General features: G+C 53.0%; 16 protein-coding genes. 11 read left to right on the top strand and 5 right to left on the bottom strand.

The window, feature by feature from the left end:
• Positions 1 to 48: 48 nt before the first annotated feature.
• Positions 49 to 1,059 (bottom strand): tyrosine-type recombinase/integrase, encoded by a 1,011-nt coding sequence (locus KNP92_RS06500; RefSeq protein WP_214838761.1) that lies wholly within the window; start codon positions 1,057 to 1,059, stop codon positions 49 to 51.
• A 12-nt stretch (positions 1,060 to 1,071) separates the two neighbouring features.
• Positions 1,072 to 2,133: a GGDEF domain-containing protein gene (locus tag KNP92_RS06505; protein ID WP_214838763.1), complete on the bottom strand. Its 1,062-nt coding sequence runs from the start codon at positions 2,131 to 2,133 to the stop codon at positions 1,072 to 1,074.
• A gap of 363 nt (positions 2,134 to 2,496) precedes the next feature.
• Here KNP92_RS06505 and KNP92_RS06510 point away from each other — a divergent pair, with 363 nt between their 5' ends.
• From KNP92_RS06510 to parC, 3 genes are all read left to right on the top strand, one after another.
• On the top strand, positions 2,497 to 2,901 hold the full coding sequence (locus KNP92_RS06510) for a CoA-binding protein (RefSeq protein WP_034808183.1): 405 nt from the start codon (positions 2,497 to 2,499) through the stop codon (positions 2,899 to 2,901).
• A gap of 130 nt (positions 2,902 to 3,031) precedes the next feature.
• A complete protein-coding gene (gene parE, locus KNP92_RS06515) occupies positions 3,032 to 4,999 on the top strand; it encodes a DNA topoisomerase IV subunit B (RefSeq protein ID WP_214838764.1) in 1,968 nt (655 codons plus the stop codon).
• A gap of 2 nt (positions 5,000 to 5,001) precedes the next feature.
• A complete protein-coding gene (gene parC, locus KNP92_RS06520; protein WP_034808181.1) occupies positions 5,002 to 7,407 on the top strand; it encodes a DNA topoisomerase IV subunit A in 2,406 nt (801 codons plus the stop codon).
• A gap of 216 nt (positions 7,408 to 7,623) precedes the next feature.
• On the opposite strand, the gene KNP92_RS06525 is transcribed toward parC, so the two are convergent.
• Positions 7,624 to 8,130 carry a DinB family protein gene (locus tag KNP92_RS06525; RefSeq protein WP_211779450.1) on the bottom strand — a complete coding sequence of 169 codons (507 nt, stop codon included), beginning with the start codon at positions 8,128 to 8,130 and terminating at the stop codon, positions 7,624 to 7,626.
• Positions 8,131 to 8,273: 143 nt separating this feature from the next.
• On the opposite strand from KNP92_RS06525, the gene KNP92_RS06530 reads away from it, so the two are divergent.
• The 3 genes from KNP92_RS06530 to KNP92_RS06540 are packed head-to-tail and all read left to right on the top strand — an operon-like array spanning position 8,274 to position 10,084.
• Positions 8,274 to 8,885 carry an NUDIX hydrolase gene (locus tag KNP92_RS06530; RefSeq protein WP_214838766.1) on the top strand — a complete coding sequence of 204 codons (612 nt, stop codon included), beginning with the start codon at positions 8,274 to 8,276 and terminating at the stop codon, positions 8,883 to 8,885.
• Positions 8,886 to 8,899: 14 nt separating this feature from the next.
• Positions 8,900 to 9,616, top strand: coding sequence for an MBL fold metallo-hydrolase (locus KNP92_RS06535; RefSeq protein ID WP_214838768.1), 717 nt, complete (start codon positions 8,900 to 8,902; stop codon positions 9,614 to 9,616).
• Between the two features lie 15 nt (positions 9,617 to 9,631).
• The gene (locus tag KNP92_RS06540) at positions 9,632 to 10,084 is read left to right on the top strand and encodes a GNAT family N-acetyltransferase (protein ID WP_251136418.1); all 453 of its coding nucleotides are present in this window, start codon (positions 9,632 to 9,634) and stop codon (positions 10,082 to 10,084) included.
• 513 nt (positions 10,085 to 10,597) lie between these two features.
• On the opposite strand, the gene KNP92_RS06545 is transcribed toward KNP92_RS06540, so the two are convergent.
• The gene (locus KNP92_RS06545) at positions 10,598 to 10,741 is read right to left on the bottom strand and encodes a hypothetical protein (protein ID WP_214838770.1); all 144 of its coding nucleotides are present in this window, start codon (positions 10,739 to 10,741) and stop codon (positions 10,598 to 10,600) included.
• 328 nt (positions 10,742 to 11,069) lie between these two features.
• Here KNP92_RS06545 and KNP92_RS06550 point away from each other — a divergent pair, with 328 nt between their 5' ends.
• The 5 genes from KNP92_RS06550 to KNP92_RS06570 all read left to right on the top strand — a co-directional run bounded on the left by KNP92_RS06550 (position 11,070) and on the right by KNP92_RS06570 (position 15,620).
• Positions 11,070 to 11,918, top strand: a complete 849-nt coding sequence (locus tag KNP92_RS06550; protein WP_214838772.1) for a transporter substrate-binding domain-containing protein — start codon at positions 11,070 to 11,072, stop codon at positions 11,916 to 11,918.
• A gap of 2 nt (positions 11,919 to 11,920) precedes the next feature.
• The gene (locus tag KNP92_RS06555; protein WP_214838773.1) at positions 11,921 to 12,616 is read left to right on the top strand and encodes an amino acid ABC transporter permease; all 696 of its coding nucleotides are present in this window, start codon (positions 11,921 to 11,923) and stop codon (positions 12,614 to 12,616) included.
• Between the two features lie 94 nt (positions 12,617 to 12,710).
• The gene (locus KNP92_RS06560; RefSeq protein ID WP_214838774.1) at positions 12,711 to 13,619 is read left to right on the top strand and encodes an AAA family ATPase; all 909 of its coding nucleotides are present in this window, start codon (positions 12,711 to 12,713) and stop codon (positions 13,617 to 13,619) included.
• A 1-nt stretch (position 13,620) separates the two neighbouring features.
• A complete protein-coding gene (locus KNP92_RS06565) occupies positions 13,621 to 14,649 on the top strand; it encodes a DUF58 domain-containing protein (protein WP_214838775.1) in 1,029 nt (342 codons plus the stop codon).
• Positions 14,646 to 15,620 carry a hypothetical protein gene (locus tag KNP92_RS06570; RefSeq protein ID WP_214838776.1) on the top strand — a complete coding sequence of 325 codons (975 nt, stop codon included), beginning with the start codon at positions 14,646 to 14,648 and terminating at the stop codon, positions 15,618 to 15,620. Before KNP92_RS06565 ends, KNP92_RS06570 begins: the two co-directional genes overlap by 4 nt.
• Positions 15,621 to 15,661: 41 nt before the next feature.
• Here the strand turns inward: KNP92_RS06570 and cls are convergent, their stop codons facing one another.
• A complete protein-coding gene (cls, locus tag KNP92_RS06575; RefSeq protein ID WP_214838777.1) occupies positions 15,662 to 17,128 on the bottom strand; it encodes a cardiolipin synthase in 1,467 nt (488 codons plus the stop codon).
• Positions 17,129 to 17,177 lie beyond the last annotated feature (49 nt).

Below are 17,177 nucleotides of genomic sequence, written 5' to 3' on the forward strand. Positions count from 1 at the left end.
TCTTTTCTAGGACGGGGCTGTAACATACACAAAGGTTTACATAACATATTATTGTAAACTTGTGATTGCTTGTTTTTTCTTCTCGTCCCCGATATGGGCATACACTTGGGTCGTCGCGACCGATTCGTGTCCGAGCAGCTGTTGAATCGTCAAGACGTCGACCCCCGCCATCGCGAGGCGCGAGGCGAACGTATGTCGCAATTTATGCGGCGTTACTTGTTTGTGGACCAAGAAGGGGAGATACGATTTTAACCGATCGATGTGCCGCTTCAACAAATGTTGGACGGTCCGGACGGAGAGACGTTTGCCTTCATCCCCTATAAAGACAGGTCCGGTCTTTAGTTCTGACCATTCGGACAAGAGTGTCACGAGTGGGGGGGCGAGCGGGATGTTCCGTTCCTTGTCCCCCTTTCCGATGACACGAATCGATGCCGCTTCAAGGTCGATGTCGCTCCAATCGAGGCCAACCAGTTCCGATACCCGGATTCCCGAAAGACCGAGCAGTTGGATGATAAGGAAATCTCGATCTCGGTTACGTTCGTACCAAGCGGCTTCCCGGTCGCTCATGCCGACGTTGCTTCGCACAAACGTCGAGAAATCGAGCCACTCGGACTCCGTCAAATAGACAGGGTTGCGCTTGGCCCGTTTTGGTCGCTCGACGGCTTGGAACGGGTTCGTCGTCGTGACGCCGGTCTCGATGAGGAAATTGAACAGTGACTGCATCGAGGACAGTTTGCGGTTGATGACGCTCGGTGCGTTGTCGAGCTCGAGCGCGAGGTACATCGCATACGCTTCGGCCCCGGCATGATCGAATTCAGCGAATGAGGCGGCCTCGACCGTCCTCGGGTCAACTTCGGCCAGACTGGCGGCTTCGACCCACCGAAAAAAATCGGCAAAATCATATAGATAGCGCTGTGCCGTCTGCCTTGAATAATGCTTTGCGGCTAAATGGTTGAAGAATCGTTGAATAAAATCGGGCATGCGCTCATAGCCGTTCAAGTCGAAGCGGCGTGAGGTCGCTTGGGACGGGCTTCGACCGAGTTGGCGGAATAAACTCACTTCATCACTCCTTTAAGAACTAATCGACGAGATGATGCGATCCTTGCCGGCCTGTTTGCCGGCGCGGAGGCGATCATCCGCTTCTTTAACGAGGCGCTCTACCGCCTCGGGAGCACTCCCGCTTCGGTGGGCGACACCAATCGTCATCGTGACGTGCAGGCGGCACCCTTCGTAAATCGTCTCCGTCGCGTTGATGCGTCGACGCAATTCGTCGAGCCGTCCGTTGATATCGTTCTCGGTCTCGCCGACGAGGAAAAGCAAGAACTCTTCGCCGCCCCAGCGGACGCAGACGGCATCTGACCATGTCAACGTCTTGGCGACTTGACGTAAGACGAGGTCACCGCAGTCATGGCCATGCTGCTCATTAAAGGCTTTGAAGTGATCGATGTCCGCGATCGCGACAGCGTACGGTTGACCCGTCTGGACGGCCCGTTGAATCCCGTCTTCGATACGGGCGGTCCCTGTCAGGCGATTGTAGAGCCCGGTCAGGCCGTCGCGCGAGGCGAGCGTGTGCAACCGTTCATTCGTCCGTTCGAGCTCGTTCGTCACTTCGACGACCGATCCTTCAAAGATGAATGAGAGTCCCGCGATGAGTCCGATCGTCGACAACAGACAGAACAAGCCGAGTGCTTGCTCGATGCTCGTCGCGAGCAGGTGTGTCCCTTCCGTCACGAACAAATAGAGCGAGCTGTAAATCGCCATGGCGAGTCCGGTCGTCGCGACACGCGTGCCCCGATTCACGTTCGGCATGAAGAACATGCCATAGGCGACCATGATGATGAAATAATGGACGTTCGCATCCCACCCGAGGACGATCGTCGAGATGATGGCGTTATAGACGACCTCGACGAAGAGGCCGATAAAGAATGTCCGATAGTACCGTTTATGTACGAAATAAAACGAAATCGTATAATACAGGATGCTCGCGACGTTCGACCAGGCGAGGATCATAACATCGAGCTGTAAAAACGTGACAAAGAACACGACGTGAATCAACCAAGCGAGCGCGTTCCCGTATAATGTGATGCGATAGTTATATAACGTACCGCGACGTTCCTCATAGGCAGTCCCCATGTGAACACCTCCTAGAACTAGTATAGCGAAATCGCACTCGTTTGCCCATCCATGTATCAAATTTCGAGTCAATCACGTTCAGATTAATCGCTTCAAACCGTCGATATGATTGCGTGAAATAGATATTTCACGCAAGGTTCAAGAATGTTTAGCTTCAATCTCTCTTGCGATATTCTCGTATACTGATTCGATCTAAAAATCTTGAAGTCGATAAACATGGTTTACATAATAATTTATAGTGAACCAATTGATTTGTTTTAAAAAGAGAAAAGAGTTACAGTTGTATGTATGATGAAAATAAACCTTGAAACAGGGAATAAGGTAACGGTACACTGAGTACGTAAACAAAAGGGGGCAAACAGAATGGATGACCAGCATTTGAAACGATTGCTCGAAGAAGCGAAAACGATTGCCGTCGTCGGGATCTCCTCGAACCCGAACAAGACCGCGAATCAAATTGCCGACTATCTGTTGTTGCAAGGCTACACCGTCATCCCGGTCAACCCGACGCTCGAGACGTGGAACGGACGGAAAGTGTATCCGACCGTCGAGAGCATTCCCGGCCATATCGATATCGTCGACGTCTTCCGTCGCAGCGAATTTTTGGCCGAGGTCGCCGAGGATGCCGTCCGACATGGGGATGTCGGGCTCATCTTCAACCAGCTCGGTCTCTCGAACGCCGACGCGGAGCGGATCGCCCGTGAAGCCGGCATCGATTACGTCGAGAACCGATGCATCTACGTCGAGCATGCCCGCTTGATCGGTTAAGACCTGCCTCCTTGGCAGGTCTCCTTTTTTTCACGTGCCTCGCGCGTCGGAGGCAGGCTTGCCAGAATCCGAAAACAGCTATACAATAGGGTAGAAAAACGAACGTGTGTTCGAAATTGAGGTGACGAAAATGTCAACAGATTTATTCAATTACAATGAAGACGCCATTCAGGTGCTCGAAGGACTCACGGCCGTCCGTAAACGACCAGGGATGTACATCGGTTCGACCGACCATCGCGGTCTCCACCATCTCGTCTATGAGATTGTCGATAACGCGATCGATGAGGCGCTCGCCGGGTTTGGCGGGCAAATCGATGTGACGATTCATAAAGACGATGCCATCACGGTCCGTGACCACGGCCGCGGCATGCCGACGGGAATGCACGCTTCCGGCAAACCAACGCCAGAGGTCATCTTCACGGTGCTCCACGCTGGCGGGAAGTTCGGCCAAGGCGGCTATAAGACGTCCGGGGGACTTCACGGGGTCGGCGCCTCGGTCGTGAACGCACTCTCGAGCAAGGTCGTCGTGACGATTCACCGAGACGGCAAATTGTTCGAGCAGACGTTTGCCGACGGCGGAATCCCGCAGACGACGCTCCTTGAGACCGGGAAGACACGCCAGACCGGCACAAGCGTCTATTTTAAACCGGACGCCTCGATCTTTTCGACGACGACCTACAACTATGACACGCTCGCCGAACGGTTACGCGAGTCGGCTTTCCTCTTGAAAGGGCTCACGATCACATTGAAAGACGAGCGTTCTGAGAAGGAAGAAACGTTCCATTACGAGGAAGGGATCGCCGAGTTCGTCCAATATTTAAACGACGACAAGGCGACGCTCCATCCGATCGTCTATTTCGAAGGGACGGAGAACGATATCGAGCTCGAACTCGCCTTCCAGTTCACGGACGCCTACTCCGAGAACGTCCTCTCGTTCGTCAACAACGTCCGGACACGCGATGGCGGGACGCACGAAGTCGGCGCGAAGACGGCGATGACCCGCGTCATGAACGAATATGCGCGTAAGAACGGCTTGTTGAAAGAGAAAGATAAGAACCTTGACGGGGGCGACGTCCGTGAAGGACTCACGCTCATCGTCTCGGTTCGGATTCCCGAGGAGTTCCTTCAGTTCGAGGGCCAGACGAAGTCGAAACTCGGCTCGCCGGAAGCGCGTACGAGCGCGGACAGTGTCATGGCGAAGCAACTGACGATTTTCCTCGAGGAGAATCCACAGATGGCGACGATGCTCATCAAGAAGGCGATTCGTGCTGCCCAGGCCCGTGAAGCCGCCCGCAAGGCGCGCGAAGAGGCCCGTAACGGTAAGAAGAAGAAACGATCGAGCATCTTGAACGGGAAACTGACACCGGCGACGTCAAAGAACGCCGCCAAGAACGAACTGTTCCTCGTCGAGGGTGACTCAGCCGGCGGCTCGGCCAAACAGGGTCGTGACCGGACGTTCCAAGCCATCTTGCCACTCCGTGGGAAGGTCATCAACTCGGAAAAGTCGAAGCTTCAGGACATCATGAAGAACGAGGAAATCAATACGATCATCCATGCGATCGGGGCCGGCGTCGGCCACGACTTCGACCTCGAGGACTGCAATTTCGATAAGATCATCATCATGACCGATGCCGATACGGACGGGGCCCATATCCAAGTGCTCCTGTTGACGTTCTTCTTCCGTTATATGCGCCCGCTCGTCGAGGCCGGCAAAGTGTTCGTCGCCTTGCCGCCGCTCTATCGCATCTCGAAAGGGAAAGGCAAGTCGGAACAGTTCGAGTATGCCTGGGACGAAGAAGCGCTCGAGAAGCTCGTCAAAGTGTACAAGAAAGGCTATATCCTCCAGCGCTACAAAGGTCTCGGGGAGATGAACGCCGACCAGTTATGGGAGACGACGATGAATCCGGACACACGGACGCTCATCCGCGTGACGGTCGACGACGCCGCCGTCGCCGACAAGCGCGTCTCGGTGCTCATGGGAGACAACGTCGCCCATCGCCGCGAGTGGATCGAAGAGAACGTCGCCTTCGGTCTCCAGGAAGATGATTCGATCATCGCCAATGAACACGTGACTAAAGCGATTGAGGAAGTGATGTAACGATGTCGACGATTCAACACATTTTAAACTTGTCGCTCGAACAGGTCGTCGGTGACCGCTTCGGGCGTTACTCGAAATATATTATCCAGGACCGGGCACTCCCGGACGCGCGCGACGGGCTCAAACCCGTCCAGCGCCGCATCCTGTATGCGATGCACCATGAAGGCAATACGAATGAGAAACCATACCGTAAATCGGCCAAGACGGTCGGGAACGTCATCGGGAACTATCACCCGCACGGTGACAGCTCCGTCTATGAAGCGATGGTACGTCTGTCGCAGGACTGGAAGCTCCGCTACCCGCTCATCGACATGCACGGAAACAACGGCTCGATGGACGGCGACTCGGCTGCCGCGATGCGGTATACCGAGGCCCGACTGTCGAAGATTGCGGGCGTCATGCTGACGTCGATCTCGAAGAACACGGTCGACTACACACCAAACTTCGACGATTCGACCGAAGAACCGCTCGTCTTGCCCTCGCTCCTTCCGAACTTGCTCATGAACGGGACGACGGGCATCTCGGCCGGTTACGCCACCGAGATCCCACCGCATAACTTGACGGAGGTGCTGAACCTTGCCATTGCCCGTTTGAAAGGTCAGGTTCAGACGGCGACGGAAGCGCTCGAGTATATGCAAGGACCGGACTTTCCGTCCGGCGGGATCGTCATGGGTCGCGACGGCATCTTGAAAGCGTTCGAGACCGGGAAAGGCAAGGTCATCATCCGCGCCAAATCGGTCATCGAGCCGCTCAAAGGCGGCCGTGAACAGATCACGATCACGGAGCTCCCATATGAAGTGAACAAGGCCAACCTCGTCAAGAAGATGGAGGAACTGCGTCTCGACAAGAAAGTCGAAGGCGTCGCCGAAGTCCGCGATGAGACCGACCGGACCGGTGTCCGTGTCGTCATCGAGTTGAAGAAAGAGGCCGATGCGGAAGGTGTGCTCCACTTCTTCTTAAAGCATACGGACCTTCAGCTCGCCTATAACTACAATATGGTCTCGATCGTCAACCGGACACCGAAACAGATGGGACTACTTCCGACCATCGACGCTTACTTGAAACATGTCGAAGAAGTCGTCACCCGTCGCACGACGTTCGAACTCGAGCAGGCGAAGAAACGCGCCGAGATCGTCGACGCGCTCGAACAGGCCATCTCGGTCTTAGATGAGACACTCGAACTCATCCGTTCGGCGAAAGACAAAGCCGAGGCGAAACAAAAGCTCATGAACCGCTTCTCGTTCTCGGACCGTCAAGCCGAAGCGGTCGTCATGCTCCAATTGTACCGCTTGACGAACACGGATATCGTCGAACTTCAAAAAGAGGCGAAAGCGCTCCAGAAAGAGATTACGCGTCTTGCGAACATCTTGAACGTCGACGCGACGAAACGGAAACTCATCTCGAAAGAACTGACGGCGCTCCGTGACGAGTTCGGTGATGCGCGACGTTCGGTCATCGAGTCCGAGGTGGAAGAGTTGAAACTGAAGACCGAGGTCATGATCGCCGTCGAAGAGACGATGGTCTTCGTCAGCCGTGACGGCTACGTCAAACGCTCGTCGATGCGGTCATACGGTGCTTCGAGCGACGAGATGCCGGACATGAAAGACAAGGACCGTCCTGTCCTCGTCACCCAGGCGATGACGACAGACCACTTGCTCGTCTGGACGAACAAAGGCAGCTACTTGCTCATCCCGGTCCATCAAATCCCAGAGTCGAAATGGAAGGATGCCGGACAGCACGTGGCTAACCTCGTGCCGATTGAAGGCGAGCAAGTCGTCTCGGCCGATGTCGTCTCGACGTTCGATACCGATGCACATTGCCTGTTCGTGACACGTGACGGCATGGTCAAACGGACGCCGCTCCGTGACTATGACGCCCAACGTAAGTCGAAAGCGCTCATGGCGCTCAAGTTAAAAGGCGACGATACGGTCGTCTTCGCAGGGATCAGCGACGGGCCGGGCCAATTGTTCCTCGTCTCGGAGCGAGGCTATGGGCTCTGGTTCAAGGAAGATGACGTACCGGTCGTCGGGCAACGTGCCGCCGGCGTCAAGGCGATGAACTTGAAGGATGGCGACACGGTCGCCGATGCGTTTGCCTTCTTCACGCCGCCTCTCTTCGTCCTCGTGACGCAGCGTGGCGCAGTCAAGAAGATGAAGCTCGAGGATCAGTTCGATTGCACGAACCGTAACTTGCGTGGGACGATGCTCATCCGTGAAGTCAAATCGAAACCGCATCAGATTCGTCGTGTGCTCCCGGTGCATGACGATGAGACGCTCCACATCATCGGGAAAGAGAAAGCGAAGACGGTCAAGACGAAGCAGTTGACGCTTCTAGACCGCTACGCCAACGGCTCGTTCGTGTTTGACGAGGAGACGTTCGGTGAGATTGAAGACGTGTACCTCGATTGAGGAGGGCCCTGTACAACAGACGTTGTGCAGGGTTTTTTCGTTCCGGTATAAATGTATTTAAGGAGACAGAAGCTTGAAAAGTAGCTGGATTCGCGACATCGATCTTGAAATGAAATGGTTGCTTGACGAGCGGTACGGACTAAATGATTCGTTTACAGAAAGCTTTTACGATGAGAAATGAACAAAAGACGCGCGAGGCGTCTTTTTGAATACGTCTTAGATGTCAGCCTCCATAAGATACCGTTCCAAATCGGCCTGTTGGCGCAAGTGATGGCGGGTATGCATCTCGATCAGGGCGTACCACTCTTGTGCGTTCAACCAGCCAAAACCGCCATGCTGGGCTTTAACGTAAGGATTTGCCGACCGGACGAACGGTTCGAGGCGCTCAAGACGGGAAAGCAATGCATCGATCCGGCGTTCGAGCAGTTCCCGTTTGTCCGTATTGTTCGGAGGTTGGTTCATTTCGTCAGGTAAACGGATTTTCATCGGAGGGAACCCACCGGCCTGAAACAACCGTTCACCGAACTCGGTCTTCCCGAGCGGTTGCTCTTCAGTGGAAGCGAGACACCGTTTAATCTCATCCGCATATTCCTCAGCCACAACGATGATATGGTCGTACATTTGTCCGATTGACCAGATATCGTCTGCTGCCTGATATCGCAACTGTCGCTCGGTATAACCGTCCAAATCGTCTTTGAATTGGGATAATATAAGCATCGTCATACGTTTCCTCCTTGATGAATCATATTGTATGAAGTATATCATGTGCACGATACGTACTTTCTGCTAGAAGCGGGTATTCTTGAAGAGGAACAACTCACCCCTGCGGCGAAATGAGTAGCAGGACAAACGATGGAGGGATGACTATGTCAGAATGGCTCGATTGGGCCAAACGGCTACAGGCATTGGCTCAGGCCGGCTTGACGTTCACGAAAGACGAGTTTGACCGCGAGCGGTACCTTGAACTGCAACAGATTGCGACCGAGATGTTTGAACGACAATCCAATCTCGCGTTGGACGAGATCACCGAGTTGACGCACATTGATGGCTATCCGACACCAAAGCTTGACGTACGGGGTGTCGTCTTCCAAGAAGACCGGTTGTTGCTCGTCAAAGAACGTTCAGAAGGACGTTGGACGCTTCCGGGTGGCTTTTGCGAGGTCGGGCTCTCGCCTACGGAGAATATCGTCAAAGAAATTGAGGAGGAAGCGGGATTTGATGTCGCACCGATCCGTCTCGTCGCCTTGTTTGATATGCATCATCACCCACATCCGCCCATGTCGCAGCATTACTATAAACTGTTTATCGAATGCGAGCTGATTGGCGGGGAGGCGCAGGTGAGCTATGAGACGAGCGACGTCGGCTTTTTCACACGGGACGCGTTGCCGCCGCTCTCGCTCGCTCGGAACACGCTCGAGCAACTCCATATGTGTTTTGACGCCCGGTGGCAAGAAGACTGGGTGACATTGTTTGATTGAGGGGAGGGGATTGTGTGGTCATTACACGCTTGGAACATGTTCATCAACTGACCTTTTACGCGCCGGTACTGCCGATTAACGTCCAATTGATTGAAAGAGAGCTCGGGCTCGTCTTGATTGATACGGCACTTGAACGGAACGCCGCGGACATTTTGGCCTATATCGAGGCGCTTGAACGGCCGCTTCTTGCCATTTTATTGACGCATGCCCACGGCGACCACGTCGGAGGTGTCGATCGCATCTTGAAAGTCCATCCTCATGCCGAGTTGTACATCTCGCGCCGCGATGCCCGATTGCTTGAAGGGGATCGGACTACCGACCCGGATGAGCGGGAGCTTAAAATTAAAGGCTCGCTCCCGACAATTCATTCGTTGCCGGACAAGCGGTTAGACCCAGGTGAGCGGTTGTTCGGGTTCCGCGTCTATCACGCTGCCGGTCACACACCAGGCTCCGTCGCTTATTTTGATGAAGCGAGTCGGATTCTGTTCGCAGGCGACGCGTTTCAATCGCATGGGGGAGTCGCTGTGGCAGGGGACGTCAGACCGCTTTTCCCGCTTCCTGGACTGGCGACATGGGATAAGTCGGCCGCTGTCGAGAACGCCGAGAAGTTGATCGATCTCGCGCCACGTCATACGTTCGTAGGCCATGGAAAATCGATTGAAGGGACTCATCGGCTCTATCGGGCGCTAAAACGCGCGAAGCGTAAACGGGCACGGCTGTTTTCACGGTAAAGGAGGAGGTGTGAGATGATGGAGCTACGTGAGATTCAGACGACGCAATATCGTTCGGCTGAGCAAATGCTCGAGATTCAACGAAACGCCTACGCGGTCGAGGCTGAGTTGATCGGTTTCGATGAGATTCCAGCTCGATATGAGACGGTTGAAGTGATTCAAAATTTACCCGGTGAGAGTTACGGATTGTATAACGACGAGCGGTTGATTGGATTTATCACGATTGAGACGGCCGAGACAACGGTCGAAGTCACAAAGCTGTGTATTGATCCGACGTATTTTCGGGCGAGACTGGCGACGACCTTGCTCGAACACGTCCTAAGCCTTCATGAAGACAAGCTAGTTTATGTCCATACCGGAAAACATAACGGTCCAGCAAAGCGTCTGTATACGAAGTTAGGTTTTGAAGCGAGCTCCGAATTCGAACCGGAACCCGGTGTCACATTGATTCGATTTACACGTGCATAACATCTCGTCTCATTTCTCTCATTCTGTCTCACTTCTTTAAGTATACTAAAGGATTGAGACAGAGTTTTATTTTTACTGATAATATATGTTATGTAAACTAATAAAAAAACAAAGAAAAATTGAAGCCAGTTTGACGTCTCTCCTCTCACAAATAACGACAAAGGATTCAGGTCTCCACATCGTGCTCGAGCCGTGTCCGCCGAGTTTAAACCCTCTGTTTTACTTAACTTACGAGCAATCTAAATATGTAAGATTGGCAAATCTATTAGACATTTATCGCATTGGATTCCTCAAGTTCTTTATGTTTATGCAATACTCATCTAGCCATTTCATGTCTCCACTGCAGCTTGCTCGACTATAAATGACGTTGACCGCTCTAACGTTGGGTTCTCCTAAGCTACCGTATTTCCTCAAGCTCAATCCGAAATTAGTAGCAAAGATTATTCATAATATAGAGTATAGATGATCCTAAGGACTCTGATTAATAAAACAACTAGCATGACTTTTATACACTCAAGTTAGCGTAAACATGATGATTATTTGCCAAAGTGAAATCGTCAGCGGAACGAGCCCTAAAATCGTCAGCCATTTTTTCTTCGTCATCATTCCGACTACGAAGCCCATCAGCCCGATTATGAATACTAGAGCAATTGTCATCAATGTCATTGTTGCCGTCCCTCCTTTCTGTTTGAGTTTATCCCTACCTTCATTCGTCTCCGCTCCTGTATATTCCTTTTCATAAAATATGGTTGTCCGATTCATATACATTTGTAAAGGATGTTCTTTACATCTTTTTTCAATCTGTTTCGTTCATGAATTGAGTCTGTATCATGAACTCTGATTCCTTCATTCAAGCGAATGATAACGCTTCATGAATCAATGTTTCATCATAATTCATTTAACTGTTTGATGAATATTTAAAGTTGCCTAACAAGAGAGGTCATGCTATTTTTAGACAGATGATACTTATTAAGGAGGAACATAGATGAAACGTTTAACAAAAGGCTTTGCGGCCACCCTTTTCCTTGCAGTTCCGCTCGCGGCGTGTGGTGATTCGAGCACCGAACAGGCCGAAATGTCACGTTGGGACGAAATTCAAGAGAGTGGCACGCTTACTGTCGGAACGGCCGGTACACTCTACCCTGCTTCGTTCCGTGCCGAAGAAAGCGACGAGTTGACAGGATTCGATGTCGAATTGATGAAAGAAATTGGCCAGCGGCTTGACCTCGAAGTTCAGTTCAAAGAGATGGCGTTTGATAACATGTTGACGAGCGTCCAAAACGGGCAAATTGACGTCGCAGCGAACGACATCTCAGTCACAGAAGACCGGAAAGAGAAGTTCGCCTTCTCGACACCGTATAAATACACGTACGGAACGGCCATCGTCCGAAAGAGTGACCTCTCAGGCATCGAGTCGCTCGAGGATTTGAAAGGCAAGAAAGCCGCTGGAGAAGCGACGACCGTCTTCATGGAAGTGGCGCGTCAATATGGGGCTGAAGAAGTCATCTACGACAACGCGACGAACGACCAGTATCTTCGTGACGTCTCAACCGGTCGCACTGACGTCATCTTGAACGACTACTACCTGCAGACGCTCGCCCTCGCCTTCTTCCCGGAGTTTGATATCGCGATTCACCCGGATATCGCCTATAACCCACAAGAAGTCGCCTTCCTCATGTCGAATGAGAACGACGAGTTGCAACAAAACATCGACCGTGTCCTCGCGGAGATGCTTGAAGACGGTACGGTGAAATCCTTATCGGAGCAGTTCTATAACGGCGCAGATGTCTCGGTCGAACCGGATGTCGATGCAACGATCGTCGAATTGGACTAATTATGTTGGAAGGAGTGAAATGGGAGGCGATCTTTGACGCCGATTTGGCTATCCGCTCGTTCCCGTATCTTCTCGGGGGGTTACCGAACACACTATGGATTTCATTCGTCAGCATGTTCTTCGGACTCGTGCTCGGTTTAATCCTGGCTCTTGGTAAGTTGTCGCCGTCACGGCTACTCCGCTTCCCGTCGACGTTTTATATCTCGTTCATGCGGGGCGTGCCGATTTTAATCATTCTGTTCATTCTCTATTCCGGGTTCCCGTTTATCGGAATTCAATTCGCGGCATTGACGGCCGCCATCATCGGGTTCAGTTTGAACTCGGCCGCCTATATCGCCGAGATTATCCGAGCCTCGATTCGGTCGGTGGATGATGGACAGGTCGAGGCCGCCCGCTCGCTCGGGATGAACAAGTGGATGACCCTGAAAGGCGTCTTGTTGCCACAGGCGACGCGGATTGCGCTCCCCCCGCTCTCGAACGTGTTCCTCGATTTGATAAAGGCGAGTTCGCTCGCCGCGATGATTACCGTCCCCGAAATCTTCAACAAGGCGAAGATTGTCGGCGGTCGAGAATTTGATTACATGACCGTCTACTTGGTCGTCGCCCTCATCTATTGGGGCATTTGTACGTTCATGTCGTTCTTCCAAGACTGGCTCGAGCGACATTTTGAACGCTATTTGGATACACCGAAACGATGACACTTCCGTCATCGTTTTTTCTTTTCATTCCATGCAAGGGTTTGAGTGTGCTATGATTTTTATAAATATTCAGAAAAAAGACGGGGGAACTACAATGATACAACCATGGACTACTTATTTGAACGATCAAGTGATCGGACAGTCGAAAGCGATCAAGCTGTCGACGATTGCACTCCTATCTGGGGGTCATGTCTTACTCGAAGACCGGCCGGGGACCGGGAAAACGACGCTCGCGAGAAGCCTTGCGTCTTCTGTATCGGCTGCATTCCAACGGGTACAGTGTACACCAGACACGCTTCCGAGTGATATTTTAGGGATGGAGCTGTTCAATCCGACGACAGGTTCGTTCGAACGTCGGACCGGGCCGATTTTCACGTCAATCTTGCTCGTCGATGAAATTAACCGGACGACACCACGGACACAGTCCGCACTCCTTGAAGCGATGCAGGAACGTCAAGTGACGCTTGGGGAAGTGTCGATGCACCTCCCTGATCCGTTTTTCGTCATCGCGACGCAAAACCCGTTTGACGGGCAAGGCACGTTCCCGCTTCCGCAAGCCCAGCTCGACCGCTTCTTGTTCAAGCTGTCACTCGCTCCATTATCACGGGAGTCTGAGCGTAGGCTACTCCGGAACGAGCACTTGAGCGCGGCACCATTTACGTTGAAGCATGATGAGCTCGCCGAGATGCAACAAGCGGTCCGTGATGTGACGTTCCATGAGGCGATGGAGGATTACCTTCTTGATTTCGTCGAGGCGCTCCGACATCACCGGGATATCGAAGTCGGGCCGAGCCCGCGGGCGACACTTGCGTATACGATGGCAGCCCGGGCCCACGCCTATATGGACGGTCGAGACTATGTCGCACCGGAAGACATTCGGGCGCTCGCCTTGCCGATTCTCGGTCACCGTGTCGTCTTGACGGTTGAGGCGTCTTTGAAGACAAAACCGTCGAAGTTGATTAAATCCGTCCTCGAGACCATCGCGGTCCCATCCGAGGTGTGACATGCAACTCGTCAGCCCTCGCTATCTCGAGTCCGGGTATATGTGGCTCTTGTTCGTCGTCGGGGTGTTCATCGCCCTATACGGCAACGTCTTCCTCGCGAGTGTGGTCATCGGGTTCAGTCTATATGCGCTCATCATGCCGGAGCTGTTGTTTCGGCTCGCGGATTACGTCCATGTCTCAGTGACGGATGAGTTGAAACTGTTCCCTGGCGACGAGGAGACGTATACAATCAATCTATTGTCGACGGCGCCTGTCCCGCTCGGGGTCGTCCGTTTGTCCGGTTACTTGCATCCGACCGTCGATTCGGAGGACCACGCATTCTGGCGCCAAGAGAACTATGTCGGTCGCGAAGCGGAAGTCGCCTACACCCTTCCGTTGAAAGCGATCAAGCGTGGTCCAATCCGGATTGAGGCGATCGGTATCGAAATCCGTGATCCGCTTCGGATGTTCTCGCTGTATAAAGAAGAACCGCTCGACCGAATCGGCTACGTCTTTCCGGACTTTATGCCCTATCCGATCCCGAAACGACCACCGACGTTGCCTGGGGAAGAGATGGTGCGGCATAGCGCGTATCGAGACCCAGAGACGTTCCAATCGGTGGCGCCTTATCATGGCCAGCCGATGCGTCAACTCTATTGGTCGGCCTACGCGAAGACGGGCGAACTGCTCGCTCGGACCGAGCAACCGGTCCAGGCGAACGAGTATGTCGTCGTCCTCGACTTGTTGACGAAAGACGGGCGTGCCCTCACCCACCAGATGGAGCGGTTAATCTCACAGGCGGCGGCCTTGTGCCGTGACTTTGAGAAAGAGAACGCGAGCTATGGCCTGATCGTCCCGACGCTTACGAAAGACGGAATCACCTATGACCTCGCGCCAGGGAGCGGTGAGACGCATTTCCGTAAAGTGATGACGACGCTCGCCTGTTTATCGGAACGCGACTTCCCGCTCGCACGATCATTGTTTGAACGGAAGGTTGCTAAATACGGGGGCAGCCAGTCTATCCTCCGGCTCGGAGGTGACGGACGATGAAACTATTATGGTGGGTCTTTGCCGCGTTTTATGTCGGTCACGTCTTTCCACTCGTCTATCTCCTCACGTTGCGATTACCCCGTAATTGGCAGCTCGGGGCGCAGACGGCGTTAAGTGTGGCGGCTTTATACTTCTCGTTCGAGATGAGTGTCACCTTACTACTGTTCACTTACGTCCATGCGTTCATCCGTACGCTTGATTGGACGGACCGGTACGCCATCGCGAGCGTCTTGTTCTTGATTGTCGACTGGTTGTTCCCGCCGGCGTCTCAACCACTCGCGATGATTGCCTTCCCGTTCCTGTTCTTGTTTTGGCAACGGAGCCTCTATTATCGTCGCGACTACAAACGGATGTTGACGATGCTCGCAGCCGGTCTCTCGATCGGGTTAACGATTGCCGTCGTACTCCGGACGATCAAAGAGCTCTTGTTCGGTGACCTCGCAGCATGGGTCAGACCATTTCTCATGTGGGTGGCCGGCTGGTTCGACGGGTTCACGCTCGACCCGTCAGATCGGGTGAACCGGTTCATGGTGCCGGATAACCCGAACTTGGATGAGGAGACGCTGGCGAACGAGACGTTCTTCGAGACGGCGTCGAATCAGACGGGGCTCTGGATCGCGGTATTCATCTTCTTGCTTGTTCTTGGTGTATTTCTATTTATCTATCTACAGAAACGAAAAGACGTGCAAGAAGAGACGGTCGTCCCGAAACGGGCGCATGTCCCCCATGATCGGACGCTGCGTTCTGTGCGGACGCCGAAACATGTCCGTCTACTCGATGCAGGTAGACGGCTCGAGAAAGCCCATCCACGCTTCCGGGAAGAGACGGTGTACGATTGGCTGACGCGTATCCGCTTCAACGATGCCGCGCTCTTCGCTTCTTGGCTCGAAGCGGCCGAGTACGGGGAAAAAGAAGCCCCGTCTCCAATCGTCGAGTCGTTCGAGCAACATGTCAAACAGCAGCTCAAATAAAAAGATCAGCACGGATCCGAAACGGTCCGGCTGATCTTTTTTTAGAGGATTGGGCTGAGTAGCCGCGAGACGCTCTCTTTGAACCGAATCCAGCGTGTCCTCGTCTCGTAGCGCTCGACGGTGAGGCACGTGGCGTTCGGAACGTCCCGTTCGAATGCATCGATGACGGACTGTGCGACCGTCTCGTCAAAAACGAGGGCTGAGATCTCAAAGTTCAAGTGGAAGCTACGCGCATCGATGTTCGTCGTCCCAATCGAGGCGACCTCGCCATCGATGACGAGCGTCTTCGCATGTAAGAATCCACCCTCATACGTATACACGTCCGCCCCGTACCGTACAAGTTCGGCTGCGTTGGCGTACGTCGCCCAATAGACAAACATATGGTCCGGCTTGTTTGGAATCATGAGATGAACTTTTGTACCGGACATGAGAGCGATGCGACAAGCGTCTAAGAAACTTGCGTCCGGGATGAAGTATGGTGTTTGAATGTAGATGGCTTCTTTCGCCTCGGTGATCATTTTAACGAGCATGTTCTTCAAGTGTTCGGTCGTTGAGTTCGGACCGGAAGTGACGACTTGGACGGGGGCTGTGAACGTCTCATGCATGACGGCCGGCCACATGAGTTCGTCTTTCTCGGTCGTTCGTTTCGTCGGCTCGGCTCGGTTCCAATCGAGGAGAAACCGTTCGGACAGTTCCCGCACCGCCTCACCACGCATGCGGAGATGGACGTCACGCCAATAACCGAACTGCCGGTTCGCTCCGAGATACTCGTTGCCGACGTTGAATCCTCCGATATAGCCGATCTCCCCGTCGATGATGCACAGTTTACGGTGATTCCGATTGTTGACTCGGAAATTAATCCCAAGGCGTGACGGGAAGAACGACTTTACCTCGCCCCCGTACTGTAACAGCGCCTTAAAGTGCTTCCGTCGTAGCCCTCTTGAGCCGACCGCATCATAGAGCAGTCTTACCCGGACGCCTTGTTTTGCTCGTTCGGTGAGGGCGGCGATCAGAGCTTGTCCGAGTGAATCATTTTGGATGATGTAATATTGGATGTTGATTTCCGTTAACGCGTTCTCGATATCATGAAAGAGCGCCTCAAATTTTTGCTCGCCGTCATGGAAGACTCGGATTTGATTATGTGAGGTGACAAGCGCATTCGTGGCGCACAAGTTGAGTCGTGCCAAGCGCCGATACTTGGAGAGAATCGGATGACTCGTGAACAGACCGTGGTGTCCGTCCAATTCGTCGAGTTGGGCTTGGACGTGTTGCGCATATTCGTGTCGCCGTTCTTCGGCGACTTGATAAAAGTTGTTCGACTTGATGAGACGACCAAAAAAAATATAAATGAAGAAACCGACGAGCGGCAAAAACAACAAAACGAGAAGCCATGCCCATGTCGAACCGATGTCCCGGCGTTCAAAGAAAATGATGGTGATGGCGAACATCATGTTCACAATTAGTATAAGTACGCCAAGCGTACTGAGAACGACCTCGGTTGTGATCACGTTTCGTCCCCTCCTTTTCCTTTTTCATACCCGTTTTTACCGTTCAGTC

The sequence above is a fragment of the Exiguobacterium sp. s122 genome, assembly GCF_018618475.1.
Classification (GTDB): Bacteria; Bacillota; Bacilli; order Exiguobacteriales; family Exiguobacteriaceae; genus Exiguobacterium; species Exiguobacterium himgiriensis.

Coding starts and splice junctions, on each gene's coding strand:
- KNP92_RS06560 (WP_214838774.1), top strand. CDS start 12,711: ATGATACAACCATGGACTACTTATTTGAACGATCAAGTGATCGGACAG.
- KNP92_RS06550 (WP_214838772.1), top strand. CDS start 11,070: ATGAAACGTTTAACAAAAGGCTTTGCGGCCACCCTTTTCCTTGCAGTT.
- parE (WP_214838764.1), top strand. CDS start 3,032: ATGTCAACAGATTTATTCAATTACAATGAAGACGCCATTCAGGTGCTC.
- KNP92_RS06555 (WP_214838773.1), top strand. CDS start 11,921: ATGTTGGAAGGAGTGAAATGGGAGGCGATCTTTGACGCCGATTTGGCT.
- KNP92_RS06565 (WP_214838775.1), top strand. CDS start 13,621: ATGCAACTCGTCAGCCCTCGCTATCTCGAGTCCGGGTATATGTGGCTC.
- KNP92_RS06540 (WP_251136418.1), top strand. CDS start 9,632: ATGATGGAGCTACGTGAGATTCAGACGACGCAATATCGTTCGGCTGAG.
- KNP92_RS06570 (WP_214838776.1), top strand. CDS start 14,646: ATGAAACTATTATGGTGGGTCTTTGCCGCGTTTTATGTCGGTCACGTC.
- parC (WP_034808181.1), top strand. CDS start 5,002: ATGTCGACGATTCAACACATTTTAAACTTGTCGCTCGAACAGGTCGTC.
- KNP92_RS06545 (WP_214838770.1), bottom strand. CDS start 10,741: ATGACAATTGCTCTAGTATTCATAATCGGGCTGATGGGCTTCGTAGTC.
- KNP92_RS06530 (WP_214838766.1), top strand. CDS start 8,274: ATGTCAGAATGGCTCGATTGGGCCAAACGGCTACAGGCATTGGCTCAG.
- KNP92_RS06525 (WP_211779450.1), bottom strand. CDS start 8,130: ATGACGATGCTTATATTATCCCAATTCAAAGACGATTTGGACGGTTAT.
- KNP92_RS06510 (WP_034808183.1), top strand. CDS start 2,497: ATGGATGACCAGCATTTGAAACGATTGCTCGAAGAAGCGAAAACGATT.
- KNP92_RS06505 (WP_214838763.1), bottom strand. CDS start 2,133: ATGGGGACTGCCTATGAGGAACGTCGCGGTACGTTATATAACTATCGC.